At 58.0% G+C, this 16,096-nt stretch carries 13 protein-coding genes; 5 read left to right on the top strand and 8 right to left on the bottom strand.

Translation table 11 applies throughout. The features are described 5' to 3' along the window. From SHM7688_RS03380 to SHM7688_RS03355, 6 genes are all read right to left on the bottom strand, one after another. Positions 1–584, bottom strand: a 584-nt coding sequence (locus SHM7688_RS03380; RefSeq protein WP_144432501.1) for an LptF/LptG family permease, incomplete at its 3' end; no start/stop codon positions are given. Positions 585–624: 40 nt separating this feature from the next. Then, positions 625–1,491 (bottom strand): phosphatidate cytidylyltransferase, encoded by an 867-nt coding sequence (locus SHM7688_RS03375; RefSeq protein ID WP_158500651.1) that lies wholly within the window; start codon positions 1,489–1,491, stop codon positions 625–627. 8 nt (positions 1,492–1,499) lie between these two features. Continuing rightward, on the bottom strand, positions 1,500–2,297 hold the full coding sequence (locus SHM7688_RS03370) for an SDR family NAD(P)-dependent oxidoreductase (protein ID WP_058238585.1): 798 nt from the start codon (positions 2,295–2,297) through the stop codon (positions 1,500–1,502). A gap of 4 nt (positions 2,298–2,301) precedes the next feature. Next, entirely contained in the window at positions 2,302–3,411 is a 1,110-nt protein-coding gene (locus tag SHM7688_RS03365) for an inositol-3-phosphate synthase (protein ID WP_058238584.1), read from the bottom strand. Beyond that, on the bottom strand, positions 3,408–4,085 hold the full coding sequence (locus SHM7688_RS03360; RefSeq protein ID WP_058238583.1) for a DUF4833 domain-containing protein: 678 nt from the start codon (positions 4,083–4,085) through the stop codon (positions 3,408–3,410). Before SHM7688_RS03360 ends, SHM7688_RS03365 begins: the two co-directional genes overlap by 4 nt. Before the next feature lie 5 nt (positions 4,086–4,090). Next, a complete protein-coding gene (locus SHM7688_RS03355; RefSeq protein WP_058238582.1) occupies positions 4,091–5,317 on the bottom strand; it encodes an aminotransferase class I/II-fold pyridoxal phosphate-dependent enzyme in 1,227 nt (408 codons plus the stop codon). Between the two features lie 315 nt (positions 5,318–5,632). On the opposite strand from SHM7688_RS03355, the gene SHM7688_RS03350 reads away from it, so the two are divergent. The 4 genes from SHM7688_RS03350 to SHM7688_RS03335 are packed head-to-tail and all read left to right on the top strand — an operon-like array spanning position 5,633 to position 11,494. Continuing rightward, a complete protein-coding gene (locus SHM7688_RS03350; protein WP_058238982.1) occupies positions 5,633–7,411 on the top strand; it encodes an ABC transporter ATP-binding protein in 1,779 nt (592 codons plus the stop codon). Beyond that, on the top strand, positions 7,404–9,308 hold the full coding sequence (locus SHM7688_RS03345) for an ABC transporter substrate-binding protein (RefSeq protein WP_058238581.1): 1,905 nt from the start codon (positions 7,404–7,406) through the stop codon (positions 9,306–9,308). Before SHM7688_RS03350 ends, SHM7688_RS03345 begins: the two co-directional genes overlap by 8 nt. 9 nt (positions 9,309–9,317) lie before the next feature. Then, on the top strand, positions 9,318–10,346 hold the full coding sequence (locus tag SHM7688_RS03340; protein WP_058238580.1) for an ABC transporter permease: 1,029 nt from the start codon (positions 9,318–9,320) through the stop codon (positions 10,344–10,346). Further along, complete coding sequence (locus SHM7688_RS03335) at positions 10,343–11,494, top strand: ABC transporter permease (RefSeq protein ID WP_058238579.1); 1,152 nt, start codon at positions 10,343–10,345, stop codon at positions 11,492–11,494. Before SHM7688_RS03340 ends, SHM7688_RS03335 begins: the two co-directional genes overlap by 4 nt. A gap of 5 nt (positions 11,495–11,499) precedes the next feature. Here SHM7688_RS03335 and SHM7688_RS03330 read toward each other — a convergent pair whose 3' ends face one another. Together SHM7688_RS03330 and SHM7688_RS03325 are read right to left on the bottom strand one after the other, a co-directional pair. Beyond that, a complete protein-coding gene (locus SHM7688_RS03330) occupies positions 11,500–12,039 on the bottom strand; it encodes a J domain-containing protein (RefSeq protein ID WP_058238578.1) in 540 nt (179 codons plus the stop codon). A 233-nt stretch (positions 12,040–12,272) separates the two neighbouring features. Next, on the bottom strand, positions 12,273–14,639 hold the full coding sequence (locus SHM7688_RS03325; protein ID WP_058238577.1) for a mechanosensitive ion channel domain-containing protein: 2,367 nt from the start codon (positions 14,637–14,639) through the stop codon (positions 12,273–12,275). A 178-nt stretch (positions 14,640–14,817) separates the two neighbouring features. Here SHM7688_RS03325 and SHM7688_RS03320 point away from each other — a divergent pair, with 178 nt between their 5' ends. Beyond that, complete coding sequence (locus tag SHM7688_RS03320; protein ID WP_058238576.1) at positions 14,818–16,095, top strand: nucleotide sugar dehydrogenase; 1,278 nt, start codon at positions 14,818–14,820, stop codon at positions 16,093–16,095. The last annotated feature ends 1 nt before the right edge of the window (position 16,096 follow it).

The raw sequence follows: 16,096 nt of genomic DNA, 5'->3' as shown, positions 1-16,096 counted from the left end.
GGTGTTTCTTGCGGCTGAAACACCAGCAATTGTCCCCCCGCCTGTGATGCGGGATCCTGCGCGGGCAGGGCGACAAAAGTGGTGTCATTGAGGGTTTGAACGGCGGTTTTCGTGGTGCCGTTTTGCATGCGGGACAGAAGGTGGTTTTTCTGCAGCTCAGCAAGGGCAAGGCGCTCCCCGTAGCGTGCCATGGGGTGCAGAAGCCCGGCGTTCAGGACGCTGATCACGCCGCCCAAGGTGCCGATCAGCAGGACGGCGGCAATCACCCGTGTCCAAGCAACGCCTGCGGTGGCAAGGATGATCAGCTCACCGCGATTGCGGGCGTCTTGCGTGGCGAAATAGGTGGCGATCAGCAGGCTGAGAGCCAGTGCCAGATCAAGAATTTCGGGCAGTTTGAAGCTCAGCAGGTGCAACACATCAAGAGCGTGGCCTTGTGCGCGCAGCGCATGTTCCATCAGGGTGGTGAAGCTTTCGGCCAGAAAAATCGCCTCAATCACCGCCAGCAGAAGCAGGAGCCTCAAAAGCAAGGGCTTGCCCAGCACGCGCAGCACTGGAAGGCGGGGAAAGAGGGGCGCAGCCTTCATGGGGTCAGTGTCACTGCGGGAGGGCTTTGTGGCAAGTCTGTCACCAGAGATAGATCAGCAGGTTGAGCGCGGTGAGCCCGCCGCCTGCGGCGATCCAGCTGTCCAGACTGTCCAGCAACCCGCCCTGACGTGGCAGGAATTTGGGATAGTCTTTGACCCCGGCCAGACGTTTGTGGCGGGAGGCGGCAAGATCGCCGGCGACGGCGAGGCCCCCTGTCAGGAGCGCGGTGGGTGCGGTGAGCGCAAGTGGGAAACCCCAGATGATGGCGGCGGCGCAGGCAGCTAACAGCAGAGCGGCTGCTCCGCCGACAAGTCCTTCGACGGTTTTATTTGGGCTGACACCTGGGAAAGCCTTGGTACGGCCCAGAAGGCTGCCAAAAAACAGCGCGAAACTGTCAAAGATCTCGACCATGACATAGGTTGCGAGCATCAGTGCAGTGAGGTTGGGCGACACGGCGCCATGGGCCAGAAGTGCGAAGGGCAGGACGGGGAACAGCAGAATGTTGGTGATGCGGTACTTGTGCACTGTGATGGCGCAGGCTTTGCAGGCGAAGAGGCCAAACCACAGCGCCGCGCAGGCCAGCGCGACAGGCACATAGAGCGCGCTTGAGACAGTGAGTACGGTGGCGGTTGTTACGCAGAGGATGACGTAGCGGTCCTGTGAAAAGCGCAGAGTTGCCACCTCATAGCTGATCCGGGCGGCGGCGAGGGCTCCGGCCGCAATGAGCACCTGCGGCCCCATCATAAAGAGCCCACAGAGACACAACATGATCAGAGTGGCGCTGAGCAGGGTGCCCATTAAGGCGAGGCTCTTGCTGCGCAGCGCGGGCCAGAGCGCCATCACCGCCAAAAGGGCAAAGCCCGCGCCGATGATGCTGCTGGCGACCAGCGCGATTTTGTGAATCATGAGCGGGGTCATGATGCGCCATGCCGCGCGATGATGTGCTTTTGATACAGCCGCAGCAGCGGCGCAAGCAGGCTGCCAAACCGGTAGAGCAGCGTCATTTGCAGCCCCGGGGTCACCACAGGGTGACCTGCCTGCATGCCGTGGATCAGTTTCCTGGCGATCTCTGAGGGCTGTGCGCGCCCGCCGCCAGCGGTGATTTTCTGTGTCGCCAAAGGTTTGGTGCGCAGCTCTTCGGCCAGTTGGGGGGTGTCGGTGTCTGGCGGATAGATCAATGTCACTGAGATATTTTTGGGGGCCAGTTCCAGATGCAGGATCTCTGACAGGCCCCGCAGCGCGAATTTGGAGGGTGCATAGGCGCTATAGCCATAGATGCCGAAGAAGGCCGCACCTGAGGCGATCAATCCAATTTTGCCGCCCCCTGCGGCGGCCATTGGACCGGACAGGATGTCGGTCAAAGTGAGTGCGCCCAGGTAGTTTACAGCCATGTGGCGCGCGTGCAGTTCATAGCTTTGTTCGATAAAAAGGCCTGGCGTGGCCATGCCGGCGCTTGCAACGGCTATCTCTGGGGGGGCCAGTTTTGCCATAGCATCTGTGAGTGCGGCCACGAAGTCATCACGGTTGGCGACATCCACGGCATAGGTTTCCACTTGAATGTCCGGCGCATCGGCCAGAATGGCGGCGCGGGCCTCAAGCAGTCTGGCCGCATCACGGGCAAAGAGCGCAAGGTTGTGGCCTTTGACCGCCAGCGCATGCGCTGTGGCAAAACCGATGCCACTGGAGCCGCCGGAAACAAAAGCCGCGCGCATCGGATCAGCCGCCTTGTTGGACAAATTTCAACACAACATCATGGGCATCGGTATCTTCGATTTGCTCAGGGGGATGTTTGAATAGGAAGGCGCTGGCCTCTGCGATGGGGCCTGCCAACCCACGATCCCGGGCGATGCGGGCCAGCCGGATGGCCACCAGCGCTTCGGCAGCGGCATTGGGGCTGTCCTCGACATCCAGCCGCACTTCGATATTGGTGCGTGCGCCCCCAAACAGGCGGCCTTCAAGCCGCACATAGGCCACTTTGCGGTCATTGAGCCATGGCACATAGTCGGAGGGGCCAATGCGGATATCATTGTCGTGCAGGCGCTGTTCCATGGCGGCCTGCACGGCCTCGGTTTTGCTTTCCCGTTTGTTGGAGAGGCGGGCGTTTTCGCTCATGTTGAGGAAATCCGTGTTGCCGCCCACGTTGAGCTGATAGGTGCGGTCAATCTCAACCCCGCGCATTTCTGCCAGATTGGCAAGCGTGCGGTGCAGGATTGTGGCCCCCATCTGTGCTTTGAAATCATCGCCAAGAATGGGCAGGCCTGCGGCATGGAATTTCTCAGCCCAGACGGGATGGGAGGCAATGAAGACCGGAATGCCATTGACCACGGCCACCCCCGCCTCCAGCGCGCAGTCCACATAAAATTCGACGGCTTTCTGGGATCCTACGGGCAGGAAGATGATCATCACCTCAGCGCGCAGGTCTTGCAGTTGGCTGACGATCTCTGCCTTGGAAAGCGCAGGGGCTTCAGACAGGCGGAAGCTGCGGTCCGCGGGGTTGGCCAGCATGTGGCTTGCCACGCCATCCAGATCGGGGCCGCGCAGTACGGGCCCAGTGTGTTCGGCCACATCGGTATGAAACTGTTCTGTGCAATTGGGCGGCGCAAAGGCGGCTTCACCCAGCGTCTTGCCAACTTTGCGGCTGTCGACGTCAAAGCCAGCCACCAGATCGACGTCAGCAGGGGTATAGCCACCCAAATCAGGGAAACTGACGCCGATGGCTTTGTCTCCTAGGGCGCGACAGTAGGAGACGCCTTGTATGAGAGAGCTGGCGCAGTTGCCAACACCGACGATGACGGTGCGGATGGGTGTGGGGGACAATTGGGTCATTGTGAATAAGTTCCGCCGGAAACGGCAATGTTATGCGTTACATAAAGTCCGGTCTGTGGGTCGCGCGTGTAAAGGCGCAGCCCGGTGACCTTGGGCAGGAGGCCGCTGTCATCGACATCCAGATAGGCGTAAATCAATTGGTAGTCTTGGTTGTTTTGGCGTGTGAACAAGGCCGCAGAAAAAGGGCCGGTCTGGCGCAGTTCGAGCCGATGTTCCTTGAGGGCATTGAAGGTGACAAAACGTTGATTTTGAGACGTCTGCGTCAGGCGCACGCCAAAGCCAAAGAGGCGTTCATACCAGCGCAGTGGCATAATGGCGCCTGCATCTGCGAAGCGCCGCCAGTAGACTGCGATGGGGGCGGTGGCATCCAGATGACCGTTGGCGTCAAAACGCGCGGTATACACCACGGTGTTGGCATTCAATGTGCGCTGCAGGAAGAACAGCTGTCCTGGCTCTTCGGGATGAGGAAACCCTGCGTTGGCCGTGGGCAGCTGCGCTGTGTTTTGTGTCGAAAGAATGCTGAGTTTTGGCTTTGCCTGTGCATTTGGCAGGAAGGCAAACACCCCCAGTGTCATCAAGAGCAGGGCACGAAACCCTTCCCAGAAACGCGATGCGTTCTGGCTTGCGCGGGCGGGATGACTTTCCCAAAGTGTTTCGCAAGTCTGATCGTGCATGGGATTTATTCCGCGCTCATCCGTCTGCGCAGAGCGGTTGCGGCCTGCGCGGCTTTCTCCACCGCCGCAATCACCCGATCAAGGTCTTCGGGGCTATGGGCGGCTGAGATGAAAAAGCGGATGCGCGGCATGTCTTTTGGCACGCCAACATGCACAACCGGCGGCGCATATATGCCTTGTGCCATCAGAGCGTCGGCGACAAAGACGCAGTCTTCTGGTGTCTCAAACAGGATAGGCACCACGGCTTCACCGATGGCGGTGCCGGTGTCCAGCCCAGCTTCGGCGGCCCTTTTGAGAAAATACTGAGAGTTGCTGCGCAGGGTTGTCACCCGATCAGGCTCACTGCGCAAGAGTCGCAGGGCCGCATGGGCGCTGGCCACTGTCGATGGCCCCAACCCGACGGAGTAGACAAAACCGGGCAGGCAGAATCGCATCCACTCGATGACATCGGCATTTGCGGCAATGAAACCACCGGAGGAGGCGAAGCTTTTGGAGAGCGTGCCAATGGCCACTTCAACGCGGTTTGGGTCTTCGCCAAAATGCTCGCAGAGACCGCGCCCCGTGGTGCCAAGCACACCGTAGGAGTGGGCCTCATCCAGCAGGAGCCATGCATCGTAGGCATCTTTCATGTCCAGCAGGCGCGGCAGGTCTGTGATGTCGCCGTCCATAGAGAAAAGTGCGTCGGTACAGATCAGGACGCGGCCATATTCGGCCCGATGTTCGCGCAGCAGACGTTCCAGATCGTCCAGATCATTGTGGGCAAAGGTCTCAACATGCGCTTTGCAGCTGCGCGCACCGACCATGATGGAGTTGTGGGACAACTCATCCACCAGCACCAGATCGCGCGGCCCACACAGGAGGCCAATGACGGAGACATTGGTGAGATAGCCCGAGATGATGGACAATACGCCGCCCACACCCAGGAAATCTGCCAGATCTTCTTCGAGCGCGCGATGGGCCAGACGTTCACCGCCAACAAGACGGGAGGCCCCGACCCCTGTGCCCTGTGCTTCAATGGCTGCTTTGGCTGCGCCTGTTGTGGCGGGATGGTGCATCAGGCCGAGATAATCATAGTGAGACATGGACAGATAGCCCTGTGGCCATTGGTCTGCCTGTGCCTGAAGCCCATCGGTGGGCACAAAATACGGGTGGCCATTCTCGATCAGGGCGCGCCCGCTGAGGCGAAAGCGACGGTCCGCAAATGCAAGGAAACTCTGGTTAACTGTCTTCATAAAAGTCTCCGCAGCGGTGGGCTGCGCCAAAGGGCAAAAAATCAAAAACGAACCAAACAAACGGCAGATAAAAAAGACTGCGGCTCAAAAGTTAATATGACGGCTTAGTCGCATCCGGTCCAGAACAATGCAAGTCGGGAGTGCATGGCCTTGCGGTGACCCGCCGTTTGAAGCGGGCAGTGATCGGCAATTGTGCACTTCGTGAACAGTGCAGAGAGCCTAGATGCTTGCGAGAGCTGAAATAATCATGTTCAGTTGACAAAAAGCCGCTCTGCCGCGAGGTGGGACGAAAAGAGCGTGGCGAGGGACATCGGTGTGACGGCACTTTTGACTGTGGAGAATCTGACGATCGGGTTCGGCAATGCCGCGCCTGTGGTGGACGATGTCAGCTTTTCGGTTGCCCCGGGTAAAACCCTGGCATTGGTGGGCGAAAGCGGGTCGGGCAAAACACTGAGTTGTCGGTCTGCGCTGCGTGTTCTACCGGGATCGGCGCAGGTCCGGTCTGGCAAAATCACCTTGGTTGGGCCTGATGGGGCTGCGGGTGTCGATCTGCTTGGGCTTGGTGAACGCAAGATGCGGGCCATTCGAGGCGGGCGAATTTCGATGATCTTCCAAGAGCCTATGCGCTCTTTGTCTCCCCTGCACCGCATCGGGAACCAAGTGTCGGAAGCGCTTAAACTGCATCACAACTTTGATGCCAAAGAGCGCAAGCGTCGTGTGTTGGCGATGTTTGAACGTGTGGGGTTTCCAGATCCTGTGCGGGTCTATGAGAGCTATCCGTTTGAGCTCTCGGGCGGGATGCGACAGCGGGCCATGATCGCGATGGCGATGGTGGTGCGGCCGGATCTTTTGATCGCCGATGAGCCAACAACGGCACTGGATGTGACCACGCAGGCGCAGGTGCTGGGGCTTATCAAGGATTTGCAGGCTGAATACGGCATGGCGGTGATCCTTGTGACCCATGATCTGGGTGTGGTCGCCAATATGGCGGATGACGTTGTTGTGATGAATCGGGGCCGTGTGATGGAGGCGGGACCAGCGGAGCTGATCCTGCGTGATCCGCATCACCCGTATACAAAAGATCTGATGGCGGCGGCGCCTGAAATTCCGGCCACGCCTGCGAGCCGTTCCAAGGAAGAAGAGCGCGACTATATTCTGGAGATGCGCTCGGTCAATAAAACCTATGTGCTGAAAGGCGCTTCGGCCTGGAAACCCAAGACGGTGGTGCAAGCGGTGCGCGGCATCGACTTTGGCGTGGAGCGTGGCAAGACGCTGGCCGTTGTTGGTGAATCCGGTTCAGGGAAAACCACCTGTGCGCGGATGGCGCTGGGCGCAGAACGTGCTGACCCCGGAGCTTCCATCCTGTTCCGTGCCGAACCGGGCGCGGAGGCGGTGAATCTGCAGGATCTGGACCGGGCGGAACGGCTGGCCTTTCAGCGCAAGGCACAGATGGTGTTTCAGGACCCATACAGCACCCTCAATCCACGGATGCGGGTGAAAGATGCGCTTTGTGAACCGCTGGATATTCATGGCATTGGCACGGCGTCGGAACGGATGGATCGTGCTGTGGAAATCCTGAAGTGGGTTGGGCTCAGCGAGAACATGCTGACCCGCTATCCGCATGCGTTCTCGGGTGGTCAGCGGCAGCGCCTGTCGATTGCGCGGGCTTTGATGCTTGGCCCGACGTTTTTGGTCTGTGATGAGCCGACATCTGCGCTGGATGTGTCGGTGCAGGAACAGGTGTTGCAACTGCTGGAAGACATTCGGGATCGACTGAACTTGAGCTATCTGTTCATCAGCCATGATCTGGCCGTGGTGGCGCGGATCGCCGATGAGGTGGCCGTCATGCGCGCCGGTCTTGTGGTGGAGCAAGGTCCGCCGGAACAGTTGTTTTACAATCCGCAGCATCCTTACACCAAAGCGTTGATTGCCGCGCAGCCGGAGCCGGACATCGCCCGCCCGATCAATCTCAACATTGTGGCGCAGGGGGCGGGTGATCCGTCCAGCTGGCCTGACGCCTTTCGGTTTGATGGTGCTAAGGCCCCGCCGCTGACTGAAACGGCCCCCGGACATAAGGTACGCTATCATGCTTAAGACACAGGTTGTTGCGTTTGCATTTGCCGCCCTTGGGGCCTTTGGCTTCACTGCCGCGCTGGCGACGGAGTATCCAGAGAGCGCGTTTTGGCAGGAAGAGGTGAGCGCAGGCAATCTGCCGCCTGTGGCAGAGCGTGTCCCCACCGTGCCCAAGGTTGTCGATCTCACGCTGCGCAATCGGGACGTGGGGCAACAGGGCGGCACTTTGCGCACCATGGTGACCCGATCCAAGGATGTGCGCCAGATGGTGGTCTATGGCTATGCGCGTCTGATTGGCTACAACGAGCGCTATGAGCTGGTGCCGGATATTCTCGAGGCGTTTGAAAACGAAGACGACAAGAAGTTCACCATGCATTTGCGCCCTGGCCATAAGTGGTCTGACGGGCATCCGTTTACCTCTGAGGATTTCCGTTATTGGTGGGAAGATGTGGCCAATAATGAGCTGCTGTCGCCCTCTGGCCCGGTTGATTTTCTGCGGGTGGAAGGGGAACTCCCCAAGGTAAGCTTCCCTGATGCGCAGACTGTCATCTATGAATGGTCCAAGCCCAATCCACAGTTCTTGCAGATGCTGGCAGAGGCGCGCCCGCCTTTCATCTACCGCCCAGCACATCAGTTGAAGCCCTATCATGCGGATTATACCGATGAAGAGACGCTAAGCGATCTGTTGTATGAGGCCCGTGTGCGCAGTTGGGCGGCGCTGCACAATCGTCTCGACAATATGTATAAATTCGACAATCCGGATCTGGCGACGTTGCAGCCATGGATGTTGGCAACCAAGGATGGCAAGAGCCGGTTCCTGTTTGTGCGCAACCCGTTTTATCATCGGGTGGACACCAATGGGGTGCAGCTACCCTATATTGATGTGGTGGAAATGCAGGTTGTTGCGCCGGGTCTTGTGGCGGCCAAGGCCAATGCAGGAGAGGTTGATCTTCAGGCGCGGGGATTGGATTTCAAGGATGCGGCGATCCTCAAGAAAGGCGAGGCCACTGGCAATTATGAGACCAAGCTCTGGGCCAATGGTACTGCCAGCCAGATCGCGATTTATCCCAACCTGAACTATCATGATGACATGTGGCGCGAGACGCTGCGCGATGTGCGGTTTCGCCGGGCGCTATCCTTGGCGATCAACCGTAAGATCATCAACAGAGGCCTGTATTTTGGCCTGGCCAAAGAAGGTGGCATGACGGTGCTGCCCATCAGCCCGTTCTACAAAGAAGAAAACCGCAAGGCCTGGGCCGTGCGTGATGTGGCGCAGGCCAATGCCCTGCTGGACGAGATGGGATTGGATCAGCGTGATAAGGATGGGTATCGATTGCTGCCGGACGGGCGGCCTGTCTGGGTGGTGGTGGAGACCGCTGGCGAACGTCAGGAAGTTGAGAATGCGCTTCAGATCATCATCGACAACTGGGCAGAACTGGGTGTGAAGCTGATCATGCGCCCGCTGGAGCGCGATATTCTGCGCAATCGGGTCTATTCCGGGGAAAGCATGATGTCGACGTGGTTTGGCTGGGACAATGGCTTGCCACAGACCTATACCTCACCAGGCTATCTGGCACCGTGGGATCAGGCGTTCCAATCCTGGCCCATGTGGGGGCAATATCATCAAACCCATGGGGAAGTGGGTGAAGCGCCTGATATGGACGCCGCTATTGAGCTAAACGATCTGGCACATGAATGGACACGCGCGTTTAGTGCGGTGGAGCGTGGCGCGATCTGGCAGAAGATGGTGGATATTCATGCCGACAATGTGTTTGCCATTGGGTTGCTCAATGGCGCGCCACAGCCGGTTGTGGTCTCCAATCGCTTGCGCAATGTGCCTGAAAAAGCGATCTGGGCCTGGTCGCCGGGGGCGCATTTCGGGGTGCATCGCCCTGATGAATTCTTTTTTGTGGAATAGGAGTGCCTCATGGCTCTGCTGCGCTTTGCGGTTTTCCGTTTCCTGACCATGCTGGCGACGCTTGTTGTGGTGTCGGTGCTGGTGTTTGTCATCATCACCCTGCCGCCGGGCGACTACCTGTCCAATCAGATCAATGAGTTGCGGGCGACGGGACAATCGGCGGGCATCGCCAAGGCAGAGTTCCTGCGTGCGGAGTACTCGCTCGATCAGCCCTTGTGGAAGCAATATATGATCTGGGCGGGTTTTATGCCGGGGCCGCATGGGTTTGCCGGGCTGTTGCAGGGCGAATTCGGCTGGTCGTTTGAATACGACAAGCCGGTGGCGGACCTTGTGGGCGGCGCGCTTTGGATGACCGTGCTGGTCAATCTGGCGGCGGTATTGTTCATCTATGCGGTGGCGCTGCCGCTGGGGGTGTTGGCGGCGGCCAAATCAAAGACCTGGGTGGATTACACCTCGGCTTTTGTGGGCTATCTCGGGCTGGCGACGCCGAACTTTCTGCTGGCGCTGATCCTGTTTTACTATGGCAACCGCTATCTCAATCTGCCGATTGGCGGCTTGATGGATCCGCAATATGAGGGGCAGCCGATGAGCTTTGACAAAATGAAGTCTGTGCTCATCCATCTGATCATCCCAACCTTTGTGATTGGCACCTCTGGTGCGGCGGCAATGATGCAGCGGCTCAGGGCGAATCTGTTGGATGAGTTGGGCAAACCCTATGTGGAAACCGCTCGCGCCAAAGGGCTGAGTGAGCCACGGATGCTCTCCAAATATCCGTTGCGGGTGGCGTTTAACCCCTTTGTGGCCGACATTGGCACGCTGCTGCCCTCGCTGGTGTCGGGGTCTGTTCTGGTTTCGGTTGTTCTGGGGCTTCAGACCATTGGACCACTGCTGCTATCGGCGCTGAAGTCGCAGGATTTGTTCCTGTCGGCCTTTGTGTTGATGTTTGTGGCGCTGTTGACGCTGATTGGCACATTGATTTCGGATCTTCTGCTGGCGCTGCTTGATCCGCGCATTCGGTTTGGAGGGCGGGAGCGATGAGCATGCAACCGGATGGACGTTTTGTAGATCAGGCGCCCTATGATCCCGTGGCCGCCGCAGAGGCGCGTAGTGCAGAGCTGGATATGTCCAATGCGCGACTGCTGTGGCTGCGCTTCAAGCAGCACCGGCTAGGGCTGGTGAGTGCAGCCTTCCTGCTGCTGGCCTATCTATCGCTGCCTTTTGCGGGCTTTATCGCGCCCTATTCCCCCAATGAGCGGCTTGAAGATTATATCTATGCGCCGCCGCAGGCCGTGCATCTGTTTCATGAGGGCAAATTCATCGGGCCGCATGTCTATCCGACCACGGCGGAGATGGATCTGGAGAGCTTCAGCTGGAAATATGTGCCTGACTACGACAGCCCGGCGAAGCTGAACTTCTTCTGTGAGGGGGCAGAATATCGTCTTGCTGGGCTGTTTCCTTCGACCACGCATTTGTTCTGTGCGCCGGAGGGGGCAACGCTGTTCCTCTTTGGTGCGGACCGTTTGGGGCGTGACGTGTTTTCGCGTATTTTCTATGGGGCGCAGCTTTCACTGACTGTGGGGCTTGTAGGGATCACCGTGTCTTTTGTGATCGGGATCATTCTGGGCTCAATTGCCGGGTATTTTGGCGGTTTCCTTGACTGGATCATCAACCGGGTGATCGAAGTGCTGCGCAGCCTGCCGGAGCTGCCATTGTGGTTGGCGCTGTCGGCGGCGGTGCCGTCTCATTGGGGACCGGTGTCGGTGTTTTTCATTATTTCCATCATCTTAGGCATTCTGGACTGGCCGGGATTGGCGCGGGCGGTGCGGTCCAAATTCCTGTCTCTGAGGGAAGAGGAATTTGTCAAAGCGGCTGAAATGATGGGGGCCAAGCCGAGCCGGGTGATCAAGAAGCATCTCTTGCCCAACTTCCTCAGCCACCTGATTGCCAGTGCGACGCTATCTATTCCGGCGATGATTTTGGGGGAGACGGCGCTTTCGTTCCTTGGTCTTGGTCTGCGGGCCCCGGCGGTCAGTTGGGGCGTGATGCTCAATGATGCGCAAAATCTGGCCTCGATTGAGATCTACCCCTGGACGGCGATTCCGATGTTGCCGATCGTGATTGTGGTGCTGGCCTTCAACTTCTTTGGCGATGGGCTGCGCGATGCGATGGACCCGAACCGAAGTTAAGACGTTCAGCGACAGACCGAATATGTGGGGCGGCGCGCTGCGCTGCTGAGGTTCTCGCGGGTTTCTTCGAAACGTGCGCGCGCGGCGTTGACCAGTTCTTGGTCCCGCAGGCTCCATTTGGCGCTTTGCTCAGAATGCGTGCGGCGTGGGTGCGGGGCGGCCTCGCGCTTGGGGGCTTCCTGCGTGCGTTTGCGTTCTGTGGTGCGGGCGGTCTTGCGCTTTGCTGTGGTTTGAGTACGGCCGTTTTCTGCCTTGTAGGTACGGGCGGTGCGGGGGGGCGCAGGCGTCTCTTTGGGGGCCTGTGCAGCTTTACGGCGTTTGGGGTTGCGTGGTGGCTTCTGATCCTGTTGTGACCTGTGATGTGTGAGCGCGTCAAAAGCCGCGTTTATTTCACCCATGCGGCGGCTGGCCTCTTCGGGATCTGTTTTGGCAAGGTCCGGGTGATAGCGGCGCACCAATTTGCGCCAGGCCGAGCGCATCTCTTTCTCAGATACGTCTGGGGTGACGTCCAGAAGGCGATATGCGCGTTCGATCTCCGGTGACATGCCAAAGCCCTCTTTGTACTGACCGTGTTTTCAATTCATTTGCCGATAATTTTATATACCTTTTTTACCGTTTGTTCATAAGCGGTGATGGGCGGAATGGTTAACAGGCTCTGGCGCAAAAGCTCACACCGCCATAATGTGTGCAGATCATCACTGCGCGGCGAGCAGGGCTCAAAATGAAAAGAGCCGAGGCGAAGGCGCCCCGGCTCTCTAAGCGTTCGTGAGGGAGGTGGTCAGTCGCCGCCGCCACCTGCGGGGCCGCCCTCCATGGCGTCCTCATCAATGGCGGCTTCGACGGCTCCTACAACGGCTTCGCGCTGTTTTGGGGTCAGCTCTTCGGCTTTCTCATCATCGGCGATGCGCACGGTAACTTCACGGTGGGCAAATTTGATGCCTTCACGCGCAAAGAGCTCTCGGATCTCCTGATAGACTTTCTTGCGCACCAGCCATTGATCGCCCGGTTTGGTCATGAATTTCACCCGGATGATCATGGCGCTGTCCTGCATTTCCACCACACCCTGCGATTTCAGGGGTTGGATGAAGTTGTGGCCAATGACCGGATCATCGAGCAGCGCAATTCCGAGATTCTTCACCAGTTTGCGCACCCGTTCCACATCGGTGTCATAGGTCACGCGCAGTTTGAGTTTCATGATTACCCAATCGCGCGAATAGTTGGTGAGATACTGAATTTCGCCAAAAGGAATGGTGTGGAGGGGCCCCAAATGGTGGCGCAGTTGAAAGGAGCGGACAGAGATTTTTTCCACCGTGCCTTTGACGGATCCGATGTCGATGTATTCGCCTTTGCGGAAGGCATCATCAAACAGGAAGAAGGCCCCGGAGAAAATGTCGCGCACCAGAGATTGCGCCCCAAAACCCACCGCCAGACCAACAACACCGGCACCGGCAAACAGGGGGCTGACGTTGACGCCCAGTTCCATCAGCACAATCAGGATAATGGTGACCAAGATCACCAGTAGAATGAAGTTACGAAACAGCGGGAGGAGCGTGGCCAAACGGCTTGCGCTGGCACCGCCGCCTTCGTCGCCGAGCTCGGCTTCGGCCTCCGAATCTCCAGATTCCTCGCGGATGCGGCGGTCGATCCAGATGCGGAAGGTGTGAAAACCGATATAGCCCATGAAGAGGATCACAACCACATCCAGCATGCGACCGCTGACCATGTCATCTGTCAGCATGTGGTCGAGGTTGAAGATGTAAAGCGCGGCATAGAGGCCGGCGACCAGCGCCAGCACACCGGAGACACGGCGAGCCAGTTCTTCAAACGTGTTCATCTGACGGTGATCAATCAGATCTTCGAGCAGGCTCAGTTCCTGTTCCTGCTGTTCAGACAGCGTGCCCTCATCTTCGGCTTCTTCGCGCAGGGCGTCGGCCGCATCGTTCATTTCTTTGACGTTACGACTGCGTTCAAAGTAGCGCTCAATGCCGTAGTTGATCGTCGCATAGACAACCAGAACCGCAGTCAGGATCACATAGGCCCCGGCGATCAGGGGGATCTCCGTGTCATTGCCCATGATCAGGTTCCAAGTCAGGCGCGCCCAACCAAACACGATGTAGACCAGAAATATCGGCGCCCAGAGGGTGCTGGCGAGGCGGGTTGCCAGCGGCACTTTTGTGCTGGGGCGGCCATTGCGCAGCGCGTTTGCGATGGCGGTGCGATTGGCAAAGACCATCGCGACATTGCCCAAGGCAAACAGCGAAGACATGACGAAAGTCATCATCGCATAGACGTCATAGACCAGACCAAGCTCACTGAGCCATTCGCCAAAGATGATGGTGATGGCATCCACCATGCCAAGCCCGCAGACCCAGAGGTGCAGTTTTTTGGCGTCTGGTGTGGAGAAGGCAGGGATGCGGTATTGCGGCAGATACGGCGAGAGGATCATACGCCAAATCAGTGCGATGAGACGGGTCAGCGCATAAGCTGCAAAAATGGAGGCCACGGTAAACCGCACGGCGGAATCATCTGAAGGACCAAAAGTGATCAGTCCCAGCAAAGCGGCCACCGCCATGCTGACGAAGACACCAATCACACCGCCAATAAAGCGCACGAGCAGGAAGGGGAGTTTTTGCGTATAGCCCTGAGGTGCGTCTTTGATCAGCGGCACAACAAAGTGGCGCGCGATCCGTTTGCCGTAGATCTGACGCTCAAACAGGACGCCGATGGCTAGAAAGAACAATGTGATGAAAAGCTGCTTCGCGAAGAAGAAGATCGTTTGATCCGGGCTTGAAGCGCGCAGAATGAAGAGCACCTCGTTCAGGGCCGCGGGGAAGTGTTCCAGACGATCCAATAAAACGGCGTTGACCCCTTCGAGTTTCCACTGCAGGCGCATGACTGCGGTCATGTTGGTGGTTTCGGAGATCGGGTCCGCCGATGCCTCGCCTGTCTCCGTTGAGGCCATTGGGGTGCCGTTGCCATCGAGAATGATCACGGTCATGCCTGACTCTGCGGCCTTCTCCATAATCTGGGAGATGGAGGCATTCACATCGGATGTGCTGGCGTCTGTGGTGCTGTCTTGGGCCTGTGCAAAAGTTGCCGGCAAGAGCAGACAGACTGTCAGAATGGTCAGCAAAAATCGGATCATGTGTGTAAGTTCCCTGTCGAGCTCTTTTCCTCTTACAGGAAGAGCAAGGTTTTGCGAAAGGGAATAGCTTGCCTGACAGGCGGTTTGCACAGCCTTGGGGGGTGACAAGCCAAGGCAAAACCGATAGCGCACAAGTGACTTTCAACGGTCGCCGCAAAACATTGGGGGCGCTTCTCACGTGAGCCAGTCGACACAGGAAAAAATCGCCGTTTTGGGGCTGGGTTATGTTGGCCTGCCACTTGCCTTAGGGCTTGCGCGGGCGGGCTTTGAGGTTGTGGGATTTGATACCAATCCAAAAATGATTGCACGGTTGCGGGCGGGGAAGGATCCCAACGGGGAAGTATCTTCTGAAACCGTGGCCGCGAGTGCGATGACTTTCAGTGATGATGCATCGGATTTGGTCGGATGCAGTGTCTATATTCTGAGTGTGCCAACGCCAATCACCGATGCGAAGACCCCGGATCTGAGGCCAGTGCTGGGGGCCTGTGAAACCATCGCGCCCTATCTGACGCCGGGCGCTTTGGTGATTTTGGAAAGCACAGTTTATCCGGGGGTAACCGAAGAGGTCTGTGGCCCGGCATTGGAAGCTGCGAGTGGCTTGACCGCTGGGACGGACATCAAACTGGCGTATTCACCTGAGCGTGTGAACCCAGGCGACGCGGAGCACACACTTGAAAATGTCGTCAAAGTGATCGCGGCGCAGGATGATGAGACGCTGGCGCGCGTTGATGCGATCTACCGCCCTGTGATCAAAGCGGGTCTGCATGCGGCGCGTTCGATCAAAACCGCAGAGGCAGCTAAAGTGATCGAGAACACGCAGCGCGACCTTAACATCGCGCTTGTAAACGAGTTTTCGCTGATCTTTTCCCGCATGGGATTGGATACGCTTGAGGTGTTGGAGGCGGCGGGCACCAAGTGGAATTTTCTGCCGTTCAAACCTGGTCTGGTGGGGGGGCACTGTATCGGTGTGGATCCCTACTATCTGACGTTTCGTGCGGAGCAGCTGGGATATCACCCAGAGGTGATTTTGGCGGGGCGCCGGATCAATGATCATATGGGGCGTCATGTGGCCCAGGAAATGATTAAGGGTATGCTGAGCAAAGGGACCAACCCGGCGGGCGCGCGTGTGCTGGTGATGGGTTTGGCCTTTAAGGAACACTGTGCGGATACGCGTAACACCCGCGTTGTCGATATTGTGGACGAGTTGCAAAGCTACAGGGTGCAGGTTGATGTATGGGATCCCTGGGTTGATGGGGAAGAGGTGCAGGCAGAATACGGGTTTACACCGATTGCAGCGCCTCAAAATGGGGCATATGACGGTATCGTTGTGGCCGTGGCGCATCGCCAGTTTGTTGAGATGGGCAGCGCAGCGATCAGAGACCTCGGAAAGGCTGAGGCTTTGCTCTACGATATCAAAGGCGTGCTGCCCAGGTCCGACTCGGATTTGCGGCTTTAAG

Origin of the sequence: Shimia marina, from assembly GCF_001458175.1 — a bacterium.
Taxonomy (GTDB): Bacteria; Pseudomonadota; Alphaproteobacteria; order Rhodobacterales; family Rhodobacteraceae; genus Shimia; species Shimia marina.
This window is presented reverse-complemented; position numbering and strand designations above follow the sequence as displayed.